The sequence below is a fragment of the Siminovitchia terrae genome (assembly GCF_003605405.2).
GTDB classification, from domain to species: domain Bacteria; phylum Bacillota; class Bacilli; order Bacillales; family Bacillaceae_C; genus Siminovitchia; species Siminovitchia terrae.
The window spans coordinates 1-16393 of the sequence record NZ_QYTW02000034.1; the positions used below are offsets into that span (position 1 = coordinate 1).

Genomic DNA, 16393 nt, shown 5'->3' on the forward strand with positions numbered 1-16393 from the left:
GAATACAAAGCAAAATGGTATGGCAAGCAAGTAGTGGCTGTGTCAAAGACATTCGCAAGTTCTCAACTATGTTCATGTTGTGGTTACCAAAATAAAAACGTTAAGAATCTAAATCTTCGTGAATGGGATTGTCCATCTTGTGGCACACATCACGATAGGGATATTAACGCAGGACAAAACCTTAGAAACGAAGCTATAAGACTTCTAACCGTAGGAACTACGGGGATAGCCTAATCAAAACTTTCGGTTACGAAGGTGTTCTTAGGAATCTCCCACTTCAAACAGACCGTAAGGTTGTTAAGTGGGAGTAGTTCAAGTAAAGATACCTGAGCGTTGTTGATGTGGGTGGATTCACACTATCTTGATCCTACAAGGGGGCGGATTAACCCCAGAATTTTGGACATAAGCTCACTTATTCTCTGATTATCTTACTTTCTTACTTTTTTGATCTTCTTTACATATCTGGTAAAGCAGCCAAGTGGCTTGACATGGAACCTTTGCGGGCAAAAATCCGCTGCCAAGAGACCACCTTTATAAGGGTGGATGCACCGAACGAGGGTATCATGCCCGCCACTCCAGATAAAGCCGTGCTCAGGCTTAAATCAACCCTAAACACGAATCTCCCTTGATTTTCATAGGTTTTTCCTTACTCATTTCGTAGAATTCTATTGGTGATAAACCCAAAATGCTAGAATGCATTCTTCGATATTGTAGAATCAATGGTATATATAGCTTCCCATGACTGCAAAGCTCTTTGCTTCAAATTCATCCATCCAATACGGTTACAGCCATTCACTGCCCGGAATTCATGAATTTTTCTGTATGTTTGTTATAATGGGTACTAATATTGGGGCAACTAGGCAGGAGGTAGGGACATGGAATCCAATATTATATGCGATTATGAATATGATAAAAAGATAAGCTTTGCCCTCCAACAAAATCATGTGCAAATAATAAAATATGTATCTATTAAAAATAACGGTTTTGAGAAATTGACAGACGTGCGCATCCACATCACTTCCAATCCTGGGTTTTCCGAACCTGAAACGCTGACTTTAGAGGAATTGAATGCTGGAGAGGCTGTCGAGCTCCGTCCGGATCTGATCTTGTCGACAGATTATCTAAGCCGTTTAGATGAGAGCATCAAAGGTTACCTTGAAATAAAGGTCACTGCCGGAGAACGCATTCTTTTTAACAAGTACCTGCCTGTTGATGTTCTTTCATTTGATTCGTGGCCGGGGTCCTCCGTTCTTCCTGAGATTATTTCCAGTTTTATTACCTCGAACCGCCCATTTGTGATGGAAGTGATTACAAAGGCCTCCGAGATTCTTCAGCAGCACACGAAATCAAGTTCTATGGACGGTTATCAGAGCGGTGACCCCAATCGTGTGATTGCACAGCTGTCTGCGATTTTCTCTGCTTTACAATCGTATAACATTACATATGCAAATCCACCTGCAAGCTTTGAATCCGAAGGGCAGAAAATCCGCTTTCCTGATTCGATCAAGAAGCATAGACTGGCTACATGCCTTGATTTAACATTGCTTTATGCAGCATGTGCCGAGGCAATCGGCATCCACGCTATTGTTGTATTTTTCAAAGGCCATGCTTGTCCGGGCTTTTGGCTGAAGGAGTATGCTGCCGCCGAAAGTTTCCAGGATGATAAGAGCGTGCTCACTAAAAGCATAGCCAGCGGAATCAATGAAATGATTTTAGTCGAATCGACTTATGTCACAAATCAGCAGGCTGCTTTTTCCAGCGCTGTCCATTTAGCTGAAAACAGCTTGACGAAACCAGATTATTTCGAGTTTTTTATCGATGTGCAAAGGAGCCGGATCGGGCAGATTAAACCGGTCTCCATCAAGGCCGAAAGCGGTGCTACCATTCAAGCCGCACCGGAAATAGCAGAGCCGGTTCAAGCGGAGGGCCACTTTGATGTTGAAAATGTGGAGATGATTTCGGAAGATGAACCGGCAGAACAGTTGGAGCAGTCAAAAGATAAGGTGATGTATTGGAAAAATAAACTGATTGATATGAGCCTCAGGAACAATTTGCTCAATTACCGGCTCTATACTCAAGGAGTGCCGGTTGTATCTTCCAGTATCGATTCGATTGAGGATACGTTGTCCATGGGCAAAAAAGTTTTTATCCTTCCTCTTCCCAATGAGTTGCGCAATAAAACCAGGGATTTCAGGGGACAGAAGGAGCTGCTTAATTCTCGGATTCTAACCGAAGATATGAAAAACAACAGATTACGCTCCACCTTGACGAATGCCAGCCTGGAAAAGGAGCTTGTCAAGCTGTATCGGAAAGCAAAAAATACGCTGGAAGAAACCGGGGCGAACGCGTTATTTATCGCCCTTGGTTTTTTAAAGTGGTTTGAACCTAATTCTTATTCAAAGGAAAGGTTTGCGCCGATTTTATTGCTGCCTGTAGATTTAGTGCGGATGTCAGCCAAAAGCGGATACTATATTCGCGCTCGGGACGAAGAGGTTCAAATCAATATTTCTTTGATAGAATACCTTCGGCACAAGTTTGGAATGGACGCTTCCAAACTTTATGATATTCCAAAAGATGACCATGGGGTTGATGTAAGAAAAGTATTGACATCTATGCGCCGGCTGATTATGCAGATGGAGAAATGGGATGTGCAGGAAGTCGCCAGTATCGGTTTATTTTCTTTTTCAAAGTTTGTCATGTGGAATGATCTCGTAAAGCATTCCGATCAGTTAAAAGAAAATAAAGTAGTCGCAAGCTTAATAGAAGGAAATTATATAAATGAAGAAAACAGTTCCATAACGGCCGAAGAGGACGAAGAGATAAAAGTATATGCCCCTTTAAGTTCAGATAGCACTCAATCAGAGGCGATATGGGCGGCTGGCGGGGATAATAGCTTTGTTTTGCACGGACCTCCCGGCTCCGGAAAATCACAAACCATTACGAATATGATTTCTCATGCACTTGCAACAGGAAAAACAGTTTTATTTGTTGCTGAGAAAATGGCAGCATTAAACGTTGTTCAAAAACGGCTGGCTGAAATTGGACTAGCAGATTTCTGTTTGGAAATATACTCCAATAAAGGACAGAAAAAAGACATTCTTAAGCAGCTGGAAAATTCTTTTGAAGCACAGCACAAAACAAGAGACACTGACTGGAGCGAAAAGTTTGCAGAAATTCAAGCTCTTAAGAAAGAGTTAAATCAATATGTCCATGACTTACATCGACCGACTGCACTCGGCCAAAGCATTTATGAGATGATTGAAACCTATTCGAATTTGAAAAAACCGGCAACCGTCATGGAATATGATAGAGAGAATCTCATTGCAATGGATGAAGTCACGTTGAAGAGGTCAAAGCAGTTCATTGAAAACATTGCGATTGCCGGGGAAGATTGTGGTGATGCTGTTGAAAATCCCTGGATCGGCATAAAACAGACCCACTATTCGTTAAAGCTGCATGACCTGATCCAAGAGGAACTGACAGCGTTCCAAGCAGAGATACCTAAGCTCCGCAGACTGGAAAACACTTTGGCACAAATCGGTATAACCGATTGTAAAAAAAACTTTCATTGGTATCAGTTCCTATTTAAATTTATACCGTTCTTGCAAACGGCACCTGAAGTCAACCTGGATCTATTAAGTGAAGACGAATTTGAGCTTATCATTTCAGACATAAGGGACGCAGTGGAGCTGGCAAGACAGCATCATCAGGATTCCGAAAAACTGGAAGAGCGCTTTGATCCGTCCATCTTAAAAATAGACGCCGACCAGTTATTAAAAGAATTTAGGCTTGCTGAAAACAGCTGGTTCATGAAAAGCTTACTCGGTAAGAGAAAAATAGCAAAAGAACTGAAACAATACGTTAAGAAAAAAGAAAAAATAAACTTCGATGAATTGGAAACAATCATTACCACGGTCAAAGAAATCCAGGAAAAAGAGCAGGTCATCAAACGATACAGCCAGCAAATGGCTGACTATTTCCCTGCATTTGAGCTTGGCAGCCCAAGCGGACGGGAAGAAACAGAAGCCTCGTTAAACTGGCTGACATTGGTCCGATCCATCATTTTGGATTACGATCAGAGTCCCTCATTCATTCATGCACTTACGAAAAAATTGTTGAAAAACAAGCAGGAAATGGGCACAACTGATCTAGAAGAACAAATGACGAACTATATGACGGAATATGAGGCAATGATGACCCGCATGCAAACAGTCGAAAAGGAATTGGTTTTTAATGATCTGTTTGAACGTGAACAGGAAAATTGGCTCGACTTTGCAAAAGATAAGGCCAGCCGTTTGATCGGCGCCCTTCCCCAACTAAAAGATAATTGCAAGCTGGCACATGCCATTCAGGAAGCGGAAGCATACGGGCTAAATGATGTAACACAATTATATAAGGCGAAGAAATTAAGAAATCATGAACTGCTGCCTAATTTTTTGTACAGCCTTTACCGCACGCGGATTGATGAAGAGATTGCCAAAAGCAAATGTTTAGCTCAATTTTCCAAAGCTGGCTTTGAGAACAACATAAACCGTTTCAAACAGTTGGACGATGAATTAAGTGAGCTGACCAAGCTTGAGGTTTATGTGAAATTGATGAGACATGTTCCCAACCTCATGGATCATATGATTCAAAGCTCTGAGCCTGGAATTTTACTAAAGGCGATCAAAAGCAAAGGAAGAGGCATTGCGATACGGCAGTTATTCAGGAAAATTCAAAACCTATTGCCAAAAATTAAACCATGTATGCTGATGAGTCCATTGTCCGTAGCCCAATATCTCAATCCGTCATCTCCCAAATTTGATTTGGTGATCTTCGACGAAGCTTCCCAGCTGCCTACAAGTGAAGCAGTCGGTGCTATGGGAAGAGGCAAAAACGTAATCATTGTAGGAGATCCGAAGCAGCTGCCGCCTACTAGCTTCTTCAATGTGCAACAGGCAGAAACAGACTTTGATCTGCAGGACATGGAAAGCGTTCTGGATGATTGCTTATCGATCCGCATGCCGCAAAAACATTTAAGATGGCATTATCGGAGTGAACATGAAAGTTTGATATCTTTCTCAAATCACCATTTTTATGAAAATAAGCTGATCACTTTCCCTTCGGTGGATGATCTTCATTCAAGGGTCACATTCAGAAACGTGCACGGAGTTTACGACCGCGGGAGGTCCAAGCAGAACAAACTGGAAGCTGAAGCTGTGGTCAATGAGATTTTCTCAAGATTAAGCCAATCTGAAACACAGCATGAAAGCATAGGGGTTGTCACCTTCAGCCAAGTTCAGCAGACACTGATTGAAGATATAATAGATGAGCGCTTAAAACAAGATGCTGCCTTGGAAAAATTTTTTACTGATGAAGTCCCGGAGCCGGTCTTCATAAAAAACTTAGAAAACGTGCAAGGAGACGAACGCGATATCATCCTGTTTTCAGTCGGATATGGACCTGATGAAACCGGCCATCTGACTTTGAATTTCGGGCCATTGAACCGTGACGGCGGATGGCGCCGGCTAAATGTCGCCATCTCTCGTGCCAAAAAGGAAATGGTTGTTTTTGCCTCCATGGAACCTGATAAAATCAACCTGTCAAAGACAAATGCTGAAGGAGTGCACAGTTTAAAAGCCTTTATCGAATTTGCCAAAAAGGGAAATGTGCATTTATCGTTCGAGAACCGGCACAAAAATCAAACAATGAATTCCAAGGTGATCATCCCTAAAATCCGTAGGGCGCTTGAAAAAGAAGGTTATCAAGTAAAGACAGATGTCGGGAATAGTGAATTTAAAATAGACCTTGCAGTTGTCGACAATAATAAAAGCGGCCATTATCTGGCAGGCATTCTCATAGACGGATATCGTTATGCTCAGCGCCGGACTGTACGCGACCGCGATAAACTGAGTGAACTTGTGCTAGGCCGGCTTGGCTGGCACATAATCAAAGTGTGGTCGATAGAATGGTGGTACGATGAAGAAAAACAAATTGAAAGCATTTTATCGCAAATTCACGAAATTGAAAAGAAGCCATTAGAGGAAAGAAACGAAACAAACATTCCAGAGGAAAACAATCGGAAAAAGGAATCCATCCAAGATAAAATAAATTCGTTCATTATCCAGGAAGAAGAGGGTGAGAAGGAAACTGTTTTTGAGCCTGTCGTATTAGAAGATGTCAGTTTGCCGAATAAATCTTTTTATACGTCCAAAGGCTTGCCAATAATCAGGGAACAAATTAGGCAAATAATCGATTGCGAGTCCCCTGTCAGCTTTTCCAGACTGTCAAAAATAATCATCCATTCATGGGGATTCAGCAGAAGCGGCGCACAACTGGAAGCGGTTATTCAAGATTCGCTAAACAGTATGATGCTTTTTGAGACGATTGAAGAAAAAGGCAAGTTTCTTTGGAAGGATGAAAAGCAATTTGAGACATACTCTATATTCAGACAAAAAGGTGAAGAACGGCGGGAACTGGAGGATATTAGCAAAGTTGAATTGGCAAATGGGAATTATAACATCATGAAAACAGCCCTGCGGCTGCCTAAATCGGATTTGATGCGTGAACTATCCAAACAATTAGGATTCAGCCGGGTAACCGGTAAAACTGAAACATATCTTCAGGAAGCCATTTGTTTTATGAAAGAAAAAGGACTAATTACAGAAACGGAAGATGAGTATATCGAACTTCTCAAATAAGCTCCGAAAGCACCTCCCGCTTGCAAGGGAGGTGCTTTCACATGCCGTCGTTCTCCTAATTTATCCAAGAAGCTATGTCTCCATCAAGAAAAGCGCGCAAGGCGCCCGCATATCGGGGACAAGTGCAAGGCGAATGGTGAGGAGGCAGTTCTTCAGCCACCACAGCCATTTGGCTTGTGACCTCGAGGGGCTAGGCGCTGGACCTTTAAAAATTGAAAAATGTATTTAACTTCATTCAGCAGAAGTCTCCCACTTCTGTAAGAGGTGAGATGAATGCATATTGGTATTCCATTCAGTGGGGGGGCAAACCCCGGATGAACAAAGTTAAAGCCTTCGGCGGATGCCACTGATTTTCAGAGGGAATTTATTGAGCGAAGCTCGATAAAATCTGGGCGCAAATACGCCAAGGCGCATTTGATTTATGGCTTAAACGTTCTACTATAGTCTTGCCGCTCGGAGCTTTGCCATTTTAACTCTGCTTTTTTGTCTATACGAGAGAGACCAGATTGGGCTTAGTTAGCTTTTCTGATTAAGCCTTTTACCTCATGTGAAATGTATATACACAAAGAGAAAGGAATCCCAACGAAAATGACAAAGTCGATTTTTATGAGAATGCTCTTTTTCTAATGATGAATTCTGCTATAAGTAGATTAAGAGTCCAACATAACCAGACAGCTATCGTGTAGGCATTTCCATAGGAAAAATTCATCGCGTTATGGGCAATGGCTACGATTATATAAATAGTCATATTCGCAAAGGAAAGAAAGAAACTTCGAATGATCCATTGACTATGTAAGGTTACTTTTTGTCTCTTGATGTACCAATAACCAAGGATAGTTGTTCCGAGCCATAATGTATTTAAAATAAGAAACCCTATTGTGCTTGGCCAGCCCCCGGTTGCAAAGAAAGAGACATAGACTCCGGGAATGAAATTTAAAATGATAGACAAGACATACAATCGGCCATTCCAACGGTGGAACTTGATAGATTTCACTCGTATTCTTTTAATAACGCCTAACGGGCCCGTGAGAAGGGAAATAATAGCCAGCAAAATATGAATACGAATCATGAATATCCATAGGGATTGATCTGTTAGAATCAGATCTTTTCTAGAAATAAATTTTTCGAAAGCAGGATCAACCATAAAATTCTTTGAAAATGTATGAAATACCCACATGATTGGGAGGATTAAAACGATTATTCCAATAGTTTTTTTCATTAGGTCTATTCCTCCATTGAATGTTTAGGAAAACAAACTGCGGTTTGTCATCATAAAGATAGAAGCAACGATGAGTAAAAATGTGATCCAGCTGCACCATTTTAACTCTGACTCATGTTCTAATAATTTCTTCTCAGGGTTCTCTGCAAAAATGATCCTTTTTATGTTTTTATGCAGCATTCCTATCAGGCCACCAATAAGGATCAGCAGCAGGATGGCAATCCCTATCCATAGGATAGAAGGATAGGATGAATACGCAACGACCATCCAAACCCCTGAAATCATTAAAAGAACTAATGCATAATGACTTGCTCGCGTAAAGCTCAAAGCTGTTTTAAGTGCTGTCTTTAAATCATTACCCGTGCGAGAAAAAAAGCTATTCATTACTAAAGGGAGAGCTAGCAAGCTTCCCAAAAATAAAGCACTAACTACATGAAAAAATACAATAATTGAATACATCGTTCCCACTCCAATTTAAGAAATACGATGTCCAGTTAATTTAGATGAAGGAAGCATTCCGGCTTTTGCTTCACCATACATCTTGTTCCCAACTACAGTAACGATAAATTTTAAAGTAAGACGCATGGGCTTAGTCACTTTCATAGACCACTTTAATTGATTCCCTTCAAGTACAGGTTTGTCCAAAGCGACAATTTCTTCTCCTTGCTTTGCAGTTCCTACTATTTGTCCATCTTTAGAAGTTAAATCTAATAAAACGGAAAGTTTTCCAAGAGGAGTGGAAATGGTAGTATCCCATTTCCCTTGAAAATTAACATCCTTATGAGCTTGGATAGAGGAATGATCCCTTGTCGCTTCAATTGGATTTTCTTGTTGGCTTTCTTTAGGTGCATTTCCTTCAGCTTTCCAAACCGTACCTCTCCGTTCATACTCAAATAATTGTTCCACAGCAAGTGCTATCCGAGGACCTAATTCTCGTTCAACTAAGTAAAGGGCAACATCGAGCCCTGAAGTAACGCCACCGCCAGTAACAAGATCGCCATCATCTACGATACGGGCATTAACTGGAATAGCGTTGGTAGCACTCAAAAGACCCATTCCCATATGATGCGTTACTGCATGGCGCCCCTCTAATAAACCATCCATTGCTAAAATGAGAGAACCCCCACAAACTGTGGAAAGTAAAATATCAGCTTTCTTCATTGCTTCTCGTAGTAGATTGCTTAATTCAGTTTCAGCGGCTTTTTTTAACTTTACGGGAATGGAATCTGGCCCATTATCATGAACAGTACCAGCTGCTCCCGGAACAAGAATGATCCCTTTACGGGATAAATCAAATTTCCCAGTTGCTTGAAGTTTTAACTGATTAATTCCACTTGTAACCATTCCCGCACCTTCAGCGGACACAAGCTCTACTGTTATCTCTTCATTGGAGAACATGGCAGCAGCAGAGAATACTTCATATGGTGCAAGGGCATCTAATAAATCAAATCCATCAAATAATACAATTTGAACATGCATACATATTACCTCCATTTTAAAATAGTTATCAGTCGAAACCATCCGGTCTAATTTGAGATTCTGTGACGCTTGAGGTATTTCTTATTTTATAAGAAGATCTTTTAACCTTTCATATTCCGCCTCGTCAAGTTCTCCCTTGGCTAACCGGATTTGAAGAATCGAGGTGATGTTTCGGTCTCCTTGTTTGGAAGCACGATAACGATATCGAATTTCAAATATTCGAACCGCCGCAAAACAGAAAAGAGTAAGGCAAAATAATGCACCGAATGGAAAGAATGCGAAACTGTCATTTTCGAATCCCATTTGAAAATCCTCCTTTTAAGTAGTTAAAGAGTGGGCGAAACATTACACTCAGTTTGTGGTGGATATTCGCTGATCGCTCACAATGAAAGAATAACCTTTAAGTGTCACAAACGATGGCGCAAAAAAGTCACGAAACAATCACAATCCATTATCAAACCTATAACTTTCCTTGTTCCTTATGGAAAAAATGATAAACTAAACATGAAATTTGATTGATAGGTTTATCTAGGGAGAGTCATCGGGGGAAAGGTGGGATTTTCATGAAGGAATTACAGACGATTCTAGTCGTGGATGATGACAAAAGCATTGCCGAACTATTGAGGGACTTCTTAGAGAATGACGGTTTTCATGTGGAAACTGCTTTTGATGCCACTGAGGCACTGGCTGTGCTTATGCATGGTACAATTCATTGCATCATACTTGACATCATGATGCCAGGAAAGAATGGTTTCGAGGTATGTCGACAGATTCGTATGGAAAGCAACGTACCCATCCTTTTCTTGAGTGCTCGCAGCGATGATGTAGATAAGATTCGCGGTCTCGCACTTGGAGGGGATGATTATATAGTTAAAACCGCTTCACCGGGTGAGATTGTTGCCAGAGTGAAGGCTGTATTACGACGCTCCAGTTCTCACCAAGAATTGCAGAGGAGGGTATTGGATTATGGACGTCTTACGCTGGATTTGTCCACAAGAGAAGTATTTGTAGAAGGGCGACCCATCTCACTCACACCGAAAGAGTATGATTTGCTGCTACTGTTTGCCGAACATCCAAAATATGTTTTTTCATATGACCAATTACTTGAAAAATTTTGGAGTGGAATTGGCGACAAACATACCATTCGCGTCCATCTAAGCCGACTTCGTGAGAAAATTGAAGCCGATCCGAATGATCCACAATTCATAATCAATGTATGGGGCATCGGTTATCGTTTCAAAGGTGAATAAAATGAAAACAATTCGCATTCGTAAGTTTACAATACTCAGCTTATTTCTTATCCTCACTCTCCCATGGTTATTCTATGTAGCCGCGCATTTTATGGAAACGAAAACTGTCAGATTAGGAATGGATGATTCTCAAAAAGAGAATGTGGAAGCAACGATTCACTTGATCGAGACAAACACCGATAACTGGACAGACCCCGCTTGGCAGGAACAATTGAGCAGACAGTTAGAGAAAATGAATATGGATGTGTCGATTCTATCTGACTCCAATCAGGAGATTTTCCGAACGGATTCTGAACGGGAGCCCTCCTTTAAGCGAACAGAGCATTTTTCGATCATTCAGGATGATCAAGTACTTGGAAGGGTTGCTATTTATCAAGCAAATTCAAAAGTAACTCAAATGATTGCGGCATTCTTTGGTCTATTATCGGCTTTTTTTATTGTCGGATACGCCATTCGAAGATATATTCTCATACCTCTGGAGAAAACGAGCCAGTGTGCTCGGCAGATTGCAGAAGGAGATTTGGATGTCCAATTACCTACATCTAGGATCACAGAAATTGCTGAGGTTCATGACGGATTTAAAGTGATGGTAGATGGTCTAAATGAATCTTTTCAAAAACAAGTGGAATTAGAAGATGAACGGCGATTTGTGATTGCTGCTGTTGCCCATGATTTACGGACACCGTTATTCGCCTTACGAGGTTATTTGGACGGCCTAGAGAAAGGCATTGCCAATTCGCCGGATAAAATGGCAAAATATTTGGCGGTTTGTAAGGAAAAGTCAGCACAATTGGACCGACTCGTAGAGGAACTTTTTACATTTACAAAGACAGAATATTTAGATGCGGAACTTAAAGAAAACACGGTTGATCTTCCACTTGTGTTACAGAAGTCGATTGACAGCCTGAATCCTTTAGCTCAGAAAAAGCACATCTCGATTATCGTGGATCATTCTGGGGAGGATTGCGTAATCATGGGCGATTCACACTTACTGGAGCGAGCCATGAATAATTTATTGGATAATGCGGTCAGACATACACCATGCTACGGTAAGGTTTTTGTCCAATGCTTTAAGAATGGTAACAAAGTGATCTTTACTGTTCAGGATACAGGGGAGGGTTTCTCCTCGGAGGACCTCCAACGAGTATTTGAACCACTATATCGTGGGGAAGCATCGAGAAATCGTTCAACCGGAGGCGTCGGGTTAGGATTGACCATTTCAAAAAAAATCATTAGGCGACATGGAGGCGACCTAATGGTAGATAACCATTCAGAAGGTGGCGCACTCCTGAGAGGTTGGATCCCCTTCCTTGATGCACAAAACATGGGAACCAAGAAGCAATCTAAAGAATCAAAAGAGAAATAGACATAAAATAATAGCTGTCTTTTGATGGGAAAGCAAAGTAAGAGAGATGTTCCTTCCTTCAGTGAATATATTATTTTACACATCAAGGGAAGGTGGAGAGGGGAAGGGGTTTTGAATAAAGAAAGAAAAAAATTTATGTTTAAAGCATTGAAATTAATTAGCTTTTCTGTAGGTATTTTGGTTTTTGGTCACTTTGTATCTTTTATTGGTAGCTGTTATCACAGAATCTATACCCAATCCTACTAAGCAACAACTTAGCGAAGCAAAAAAAGTATCCATAGACTATTTAAAGGAAAAAAATGGAGTAGAAATTATAGACACATCGTCTAGCCATATAGGAGAGATGTATGATCGTACCATTCATGTTGAGGGATATTCAAAAGATCATCCTCAACAAGTATTTCGTGTAAATTTTGATCAGTTAGCAGATAAACAACAATTCTTTTGTTCGAATGGGAAGAAAAATGAATGATTTGTGGATTGTGGACAATCTGAAGCGGATTAGAGAAAGAATGGATTCGGCATTGTACTTTCAGGAGAGTGGATTATCGGGACTGGTACAATCGGGTCGATGATTGCATTTGTCGCAGGTGGAATTCTTGTGATATTCGTCGGTTTGACATATGCAGAACTGGCATCATCAATCCTACGACAGGTGGAGCACTTAAGTCATTTGGTCGATCAATTATTTGGTGATGGAGCTTATCAAGCCCCGCGCGATTCTTAAATAAAACCATTCTACAAATATCCCGGTCTTCTTGCAAGATTTGCCGCATACAAGTACCAGGTTAGGCTTGGCATTGTTGCGTCTGCGCTTGACAGTGAAGTCCTAGAAAGTTTCACCGTTTGAGCTGTTAAGAAAGTCAGTCAAACCGACGTTCTTGACAGCTCCATTCATAAATTAAGAAACTTTTCCAAAATGAGGGCCTACACCTTTCTCTTTTTGAAGAGCAATAAGCTCAGATACTGTAATGAACTGGTAACCCTGATTCCTTAAGGATGCTAACAGCTCTGGTAAAGCGTCCGCAGTTGATTCATGAATATCATGTAATAATACAATCGAACCATTTGTTACATCTCGTGTAACAGTATTGATTACAGCAGAAGCATTCAGACTCTTCCAATCTAGTGAATCGACAGACCATAGAATAATGGAATCCCCATTATTATTTGCATAGTTTATAACCTCATCATTATAAGCCCCATATGGTGGGCGAAATAGTGTAGGTTTTATTCCAGTAGCTGTTTCGATTTTATTGCTAGTTTCGTTAAATTCCTGTTTAATAGCTTCACTACTTAATTTAGTCAGATCTGTGTGACTGTAAGAATGACTAGCAATTTCATGACCAGCCTTTGCAACTTGTTCTGCAATTGTCGGATAGTATTCCACTTGTTTGCCTAGCATGAAAAAAGTTGCTTTTGCTTCATATTGCAGTAATACCTCTAAAACTCGTGGTGTAACTTTTGGATATGGTCCATCATCAAAAGTAAGTGCAATATATTTTCCATTTGGGTCTAGTTCTTTCTTTCCGTGTTCTTTTTTTTCTTCTTTATGTTTGGGCTCTTGCCCTTTCATTAACATACTATAATTTATGTATGAATCCAATTTTTCAAAGGGAATTTCTACTTCTATTACTCCTTCAGCTCCACCGGTGATTTCATACTCATCAAAGTAAATCGTGAGAGCTTTCTCGCTTATTACCCATTTCAAATCATCAAATCGTCTTAATGTTTCTTCCAGCAAATCTTCCATAATATTAAAATTCGAATCATTATCTTTTTTTATTTCTTCTTTAATCAATTTTTGAATTTCTTTTGAAGCTTCATCATCCATGTTGATGATATCGGTAAATTTTAAAATTTTATTCTGTTTCATATCTATTGTGAAGGGCTTAATAGTCTGCTGTTCGATTGTTCCCCCTGTATATCGGTTAACAGTAAATAAAAGGCTATATATTTCGTCAGTAATATTCTTTGTATCCAATTGAATATTTAAATGAGCCACATCCCCATTCCCTAACTGATTGTTATTTTGTTTTACATCTTCCTTAAATTCTTTCTTCTGCTGTTCAATCCATTTTTGGATAGGGGTATTGACCATTTCACTATCTGTTGTTGGAATACCTATGAACATCGTATATTTATTTGTTACTTCTGTTTCTGTTTGTAAATTCAATCCAGGTAGTTCACTCACATCATGGCTATATGTGGTTGTGATAATTGAATTTTTAATTTTGTAATTGTTTGCAATGACTTTTTTTGTACCGATAGATTGATAGAATACACTCATTATGATTCCGATTAATAAAATAAATACGATCCATCCTGGCCATTTGATTCGCTTTATCAAACTCACTTTAATCTACTACCCTTCGTAATATTCTTGAAAAAAGACTAATTCCATATCATATATCATTCATTATTAAAAACAGACCAGTTAATAGACGAAATCACCGAATCATTTAGTTTCATTAAAAAGATAAAATATTTATTTCTAGTACATTTTTTTTGAAGGCAAACTTTGTGATTATATTAAACGTCTTTTTATTTGAAGAGACAGCAACACATTTTATAGCTGTTACGATTATAAATTGATAGGAGGAATTTGTTTTTACTTATAAATGCATAGTCTAACTCTACCGTCCTTCGACGGATATAAGCTTTTAGCCTTAATCATTGTGTCCATACTATAGTAAGAGGTGATAGGGTGGGCGGTTATAGAAAATGTAGTCATGCAGGATTGAATTTCAGGAACTCAAGGAAAGACTTTTGGGACAACATTTGTGGGTGTCCGTTCAGGAATCATATTGCCAATCAATTCAATGAGAACGACATATTCAAGATAGAAGAAATCCCATAATGATAGGAATGATCTTGTTTTCTTATTGCAAATATCTTCTTGAATACCCTCATATGAAACTTTTCGATAACACTTCTTCGTCTATAGTACGTAACAGCTTATAACATGTACTTTGTAAAAGGAGCTCTTTGAATTAATGATAAAAAAAGATGTGAATGAACTATTTGTTACCTGTATAAATGATCACAAAGAAGATTTTTATCGCTTAGCGTTTAGTTATGTGAAAAATAAAGAAGATGCGTTGGATATTGTTCAAGAATCAATAAAAAAAGCTCTTATCTCTATAGAAGCAATTAAAAATCCTAGCTCGATAAAAAGCTGGTTTTATAAAATTGTCGTTTATACAGCGCTCGACTTTCTAAGAAAACAAAAGAAAATAACACTTGCGGATGATCAAACGATTGAATATTTAAGACAGGGAAAAGAAGACGCATACAAGGATATTGATCTTTACAATGCTTTAGATGAATTACCACTTCATTATAAAACTGTCATTACTTTACGCTACTTTGAGGATTTAAAATTAGAGGAAATTGCGGAGATTGTGGATGAAAACATTAATACAGTGAAAACACGGCTTTACAGAGGATTGAAGCTATTACGCATCACAATCACCGAGGAGGAATTAACATAATGGATAAGAAATTAGAAACTTTAAGAGATGAATATAAGAATACACCGATACCCGATGAATTGGATTTCGTCGTGAAGAAAGCCCTCAAGCAAAAAAAGAAAAGACATGTGAATAGGATAAGGAGTCTTGTTGGGGTCGGAGCAGCAGCTATTATATTAATCACAGGGATTAATACTAGCCCCACCTTTGCAAATGCCTTATCAGAAGTGCCATTAGTTGGCTCGCTTGTCAAGGTGCTAACTTTTACAGAATTTAAAGTAGATGAAGGAACGGCCAAAACCGATATTAAAGTACCTGCCATTACAAACATGGAAAATAAAAAGTTAGAGGCCACATTAAACAACAAATATCTAGAAGAAGGTGAAAAACTTTACAACGATTTTATGGCTGAAATGGAGGAATTAAAGAAAAGTGGCGGAGGGCATTTAGGTGTAGAAAGCGGTTATGATGTCAAAACCGACAATGATCAGATTCTAGCCATTGGCAGATATGTTGTAAATACGGTTGGTTCTTCCTCGACAACATTTAAATATGATACGGTAGACAAGAAAAATCAACTTTTGATTACCCTGCCAAGTTTATTTAAAGACGATAGCTATATCAGCCTAATCAGTGAAAATATTAAAGAGCAGATGAGACAGCAGATGAAGGAAGACACCGAAAAGAGCTATTGGGAAGAAGATGTACTCGAAACATTTGATAAGAATCAGACATTCTATATTAACGATCAAAGTAAACTTGTCATTGTTTTTAATAAATACGAAGTCGCCCCAGGGTATATGGGAGTGATTGAATTTATCATTCCGACCAATGCGATTGAAGATGTATTAGTAAGTAACGAATATATAAAATAAAAATCGAAATCGAGAAATCACATCTGGTAAGTTTATTTTGAAACCGAATTT

13 protein-coding genes are annotated in these 16393 nt (G+C 39.3%); 8 read left to right on the top strand and 5 right to left on the bottom strand.

The window, feature by feature from the left end; genetic code table 11:
• The 3 genes from D5F11_RS22565 to D5F11_RS26960 all read left to right on the top strand — a co-directional run.
• On the top strand, nucleotides 1-234 hold a 234-nt coding region (locus D5F11_RS22565), incomplete at its 5' end, for a zinc ribbon domain-containing protein (RefSeq protein ID WP_143253784.1).
• A 641-nt stretch (nucleotides 235-875) separates the two neighbouring features.
• Complete coding sequence (locus tag D5F11_RS22570; RefSeq protein WP_120118452.1) at nucleotides 876-6680, top strand: DUF3320 domain-containing protein; 5805 nt, start codon at nucleotides 876-878, stop codon at nucleotides 6678-6680.
• Between the two features lie 212 nt (nucleotides 6681-6892).
• Complete coding sequence (locus D5F11_RS26960; RefSeq protein WP_185830868.1) at nucleotides 6893-7030, top strand: hypothetical protein; 138 nt, start codon at nucleotides 6893-6895, stop codon at nucleotides 7028-7030.
• A gap of 254 nt (nucleotides 7031-7284) precedes the next feature.
• On the opposite strand, the gene D5F11_RS22575 is transcribed toward D5F11_RS26960, so the two are convergent.
• The 4 genes from D5F11_RS22575 to D5F11_RS22590 all read right to left on the bottom strand — a co-directional run bounded on the left by D5F11_RS22575 (nucleotide 7285) and on the right by D5F11_RS22590 (nucleotide 9681).
• Nucleotides 7285-7899: a DUF2306 domain-containing protein gene (locus D5F11_RS22575; protein ID WP_120118453.1), complete on the bottom strand. Its 615-nt coding sequence runs from the start codon at nucleotides 7897-7899 to the stop codon at nucleotides 7285-7287.
• A gap of 24 nt (nucleotides 7900-7923) precedes the next feature.
• Nucleotides 7924-8358 (bottom strand): hypothetical protein, encoded by a 435-nt coding sequence (locus tag D5F11_RS22580; RefSeq protein ID WP_120118454.1) that lies wholly within the window; start codon nucleotides 8356-8358, stop codon nucleotides 7924-7926.
• A gap of 15 nt (nucleotides 8359-8373) precedes the next feature.
• Entirely contained in the window at nucleotides 8374-9378 is a 1005-nt protein-coding gene (locus D5F11_RS22585) for a DJ-1/PfpI family protein (RefSeq protein WP_120118455.1), read from the bottom strand.
• Nucleotides 9379-9459: 81 nt separating this feature from the next.
• The gene (locus D5F11_RS22590; RefSeq protein WP_120118456.1) at nucleotides 9460-9681 is read right to left on the bottom strand and encodes an SHOCT domain-containing protein; all 222 of its coding nucleotides are present in this window, start codon (nucleotides 9679-9681) and stop codon (nucleotides 9460-9462) included.
• Nucleotides 9682-9941: 260 nt separating this feature from the next.
• Here D5F11_RS22590 and D5F11_RS22595 point away from each other — a divergent pair, with 260 nt between their 5' ends.
• The 3 genes from D5F11_RS22595 (at nucleotide 9942) to D5F11_RS22605 (ending at nucleotide 12466) form a co-directional block, all read left to right on the top strand.
• Entirely contained in the window at nucleotides 9942-10628 is a 687-nt protein-coding gene (locus D5F11_RS22595; RefSeq protein WP_120118457.1) for a response regulator transcription factor, read from the top strand.
• A 1-nt stretch (nucleotide 10629) separates the two neighbouring features.
• Entirely contained in the window at nucleotides 10630-11994 is a 1365-nt protein-coding gene (locus D5F11_RS22600) for a sensor histidine kinase (RefSeq protein WP_120118458.1), read from the top strand.
• Nucleotides 11995-12178: 184 nt separating this feature from the next.
• On the top strand, nucleotides 12179-12466 hold the full coding sequence (locus tag D5F11_RS22605; RefSeq protein WP_120118459.1) for a hypothetical protein: 288 nt from the start codon (nucleotides 12179-12181) through the stop codon (nucleotides 12464-12466).
• A 429-nt stretch (nucleotides 12467-12895) separates the two neighbouring features.
• Here the strand turns inward: D5F11_RS22605 and D5F11_RS22615 are convergent, their stop codons facing one another.
• Nucleotides 12896-14350 carry a polysaccharide deacetylase family protein gene (locus tag D5F11_RS22615; RefSeq protein WP_120118460.1) on the bottom strand — a complete coding sequence of 485 codons (1455 nt, stop codon included), beginning with the start codon at nucleotides 14348-14350 and terminating at the stop codon, nucleotides 12896-12898.
• 640 nt (nucleotides 14351-14990) lie between these two features.
• Between D5F11_RS22615 and D5F11_RS22620 the strand changes: the two genes are divergently transcribed.
• Nucleotides 14991-15488 carry an RNA polymerase sigma factor SigV gene (locus D5F11_RS22620; RefSeq protein WP_120118461.1) on the top strand — a complete coding sequence of 166 codons (498 nt, stop codon included), beginning with the start codon at nucleotides 14991-14993 and terminating at the stop codon, nucleotides 15486-15488.
• The gene (gene rsiV, locus D5F11_RS22625) at nucleotides 15488-16342 is read left to right on the top strand and encodes an anti-sigma-V factor RsiV (RefSeq protein WP_185830869.1); all 855 of its coding nucleotides are present in this window, start codon (nucleotides 15488-15490) and stop codon (nucleotides 16340-16342) included. The genes D5F11_RS22620 and rsiV overlap by 1 nt, the downstream gene beginning before the upstream one ends.
• The last annotated feature ends 51 nt before the right edge of the window (nucleotides 16343-16393 follow it).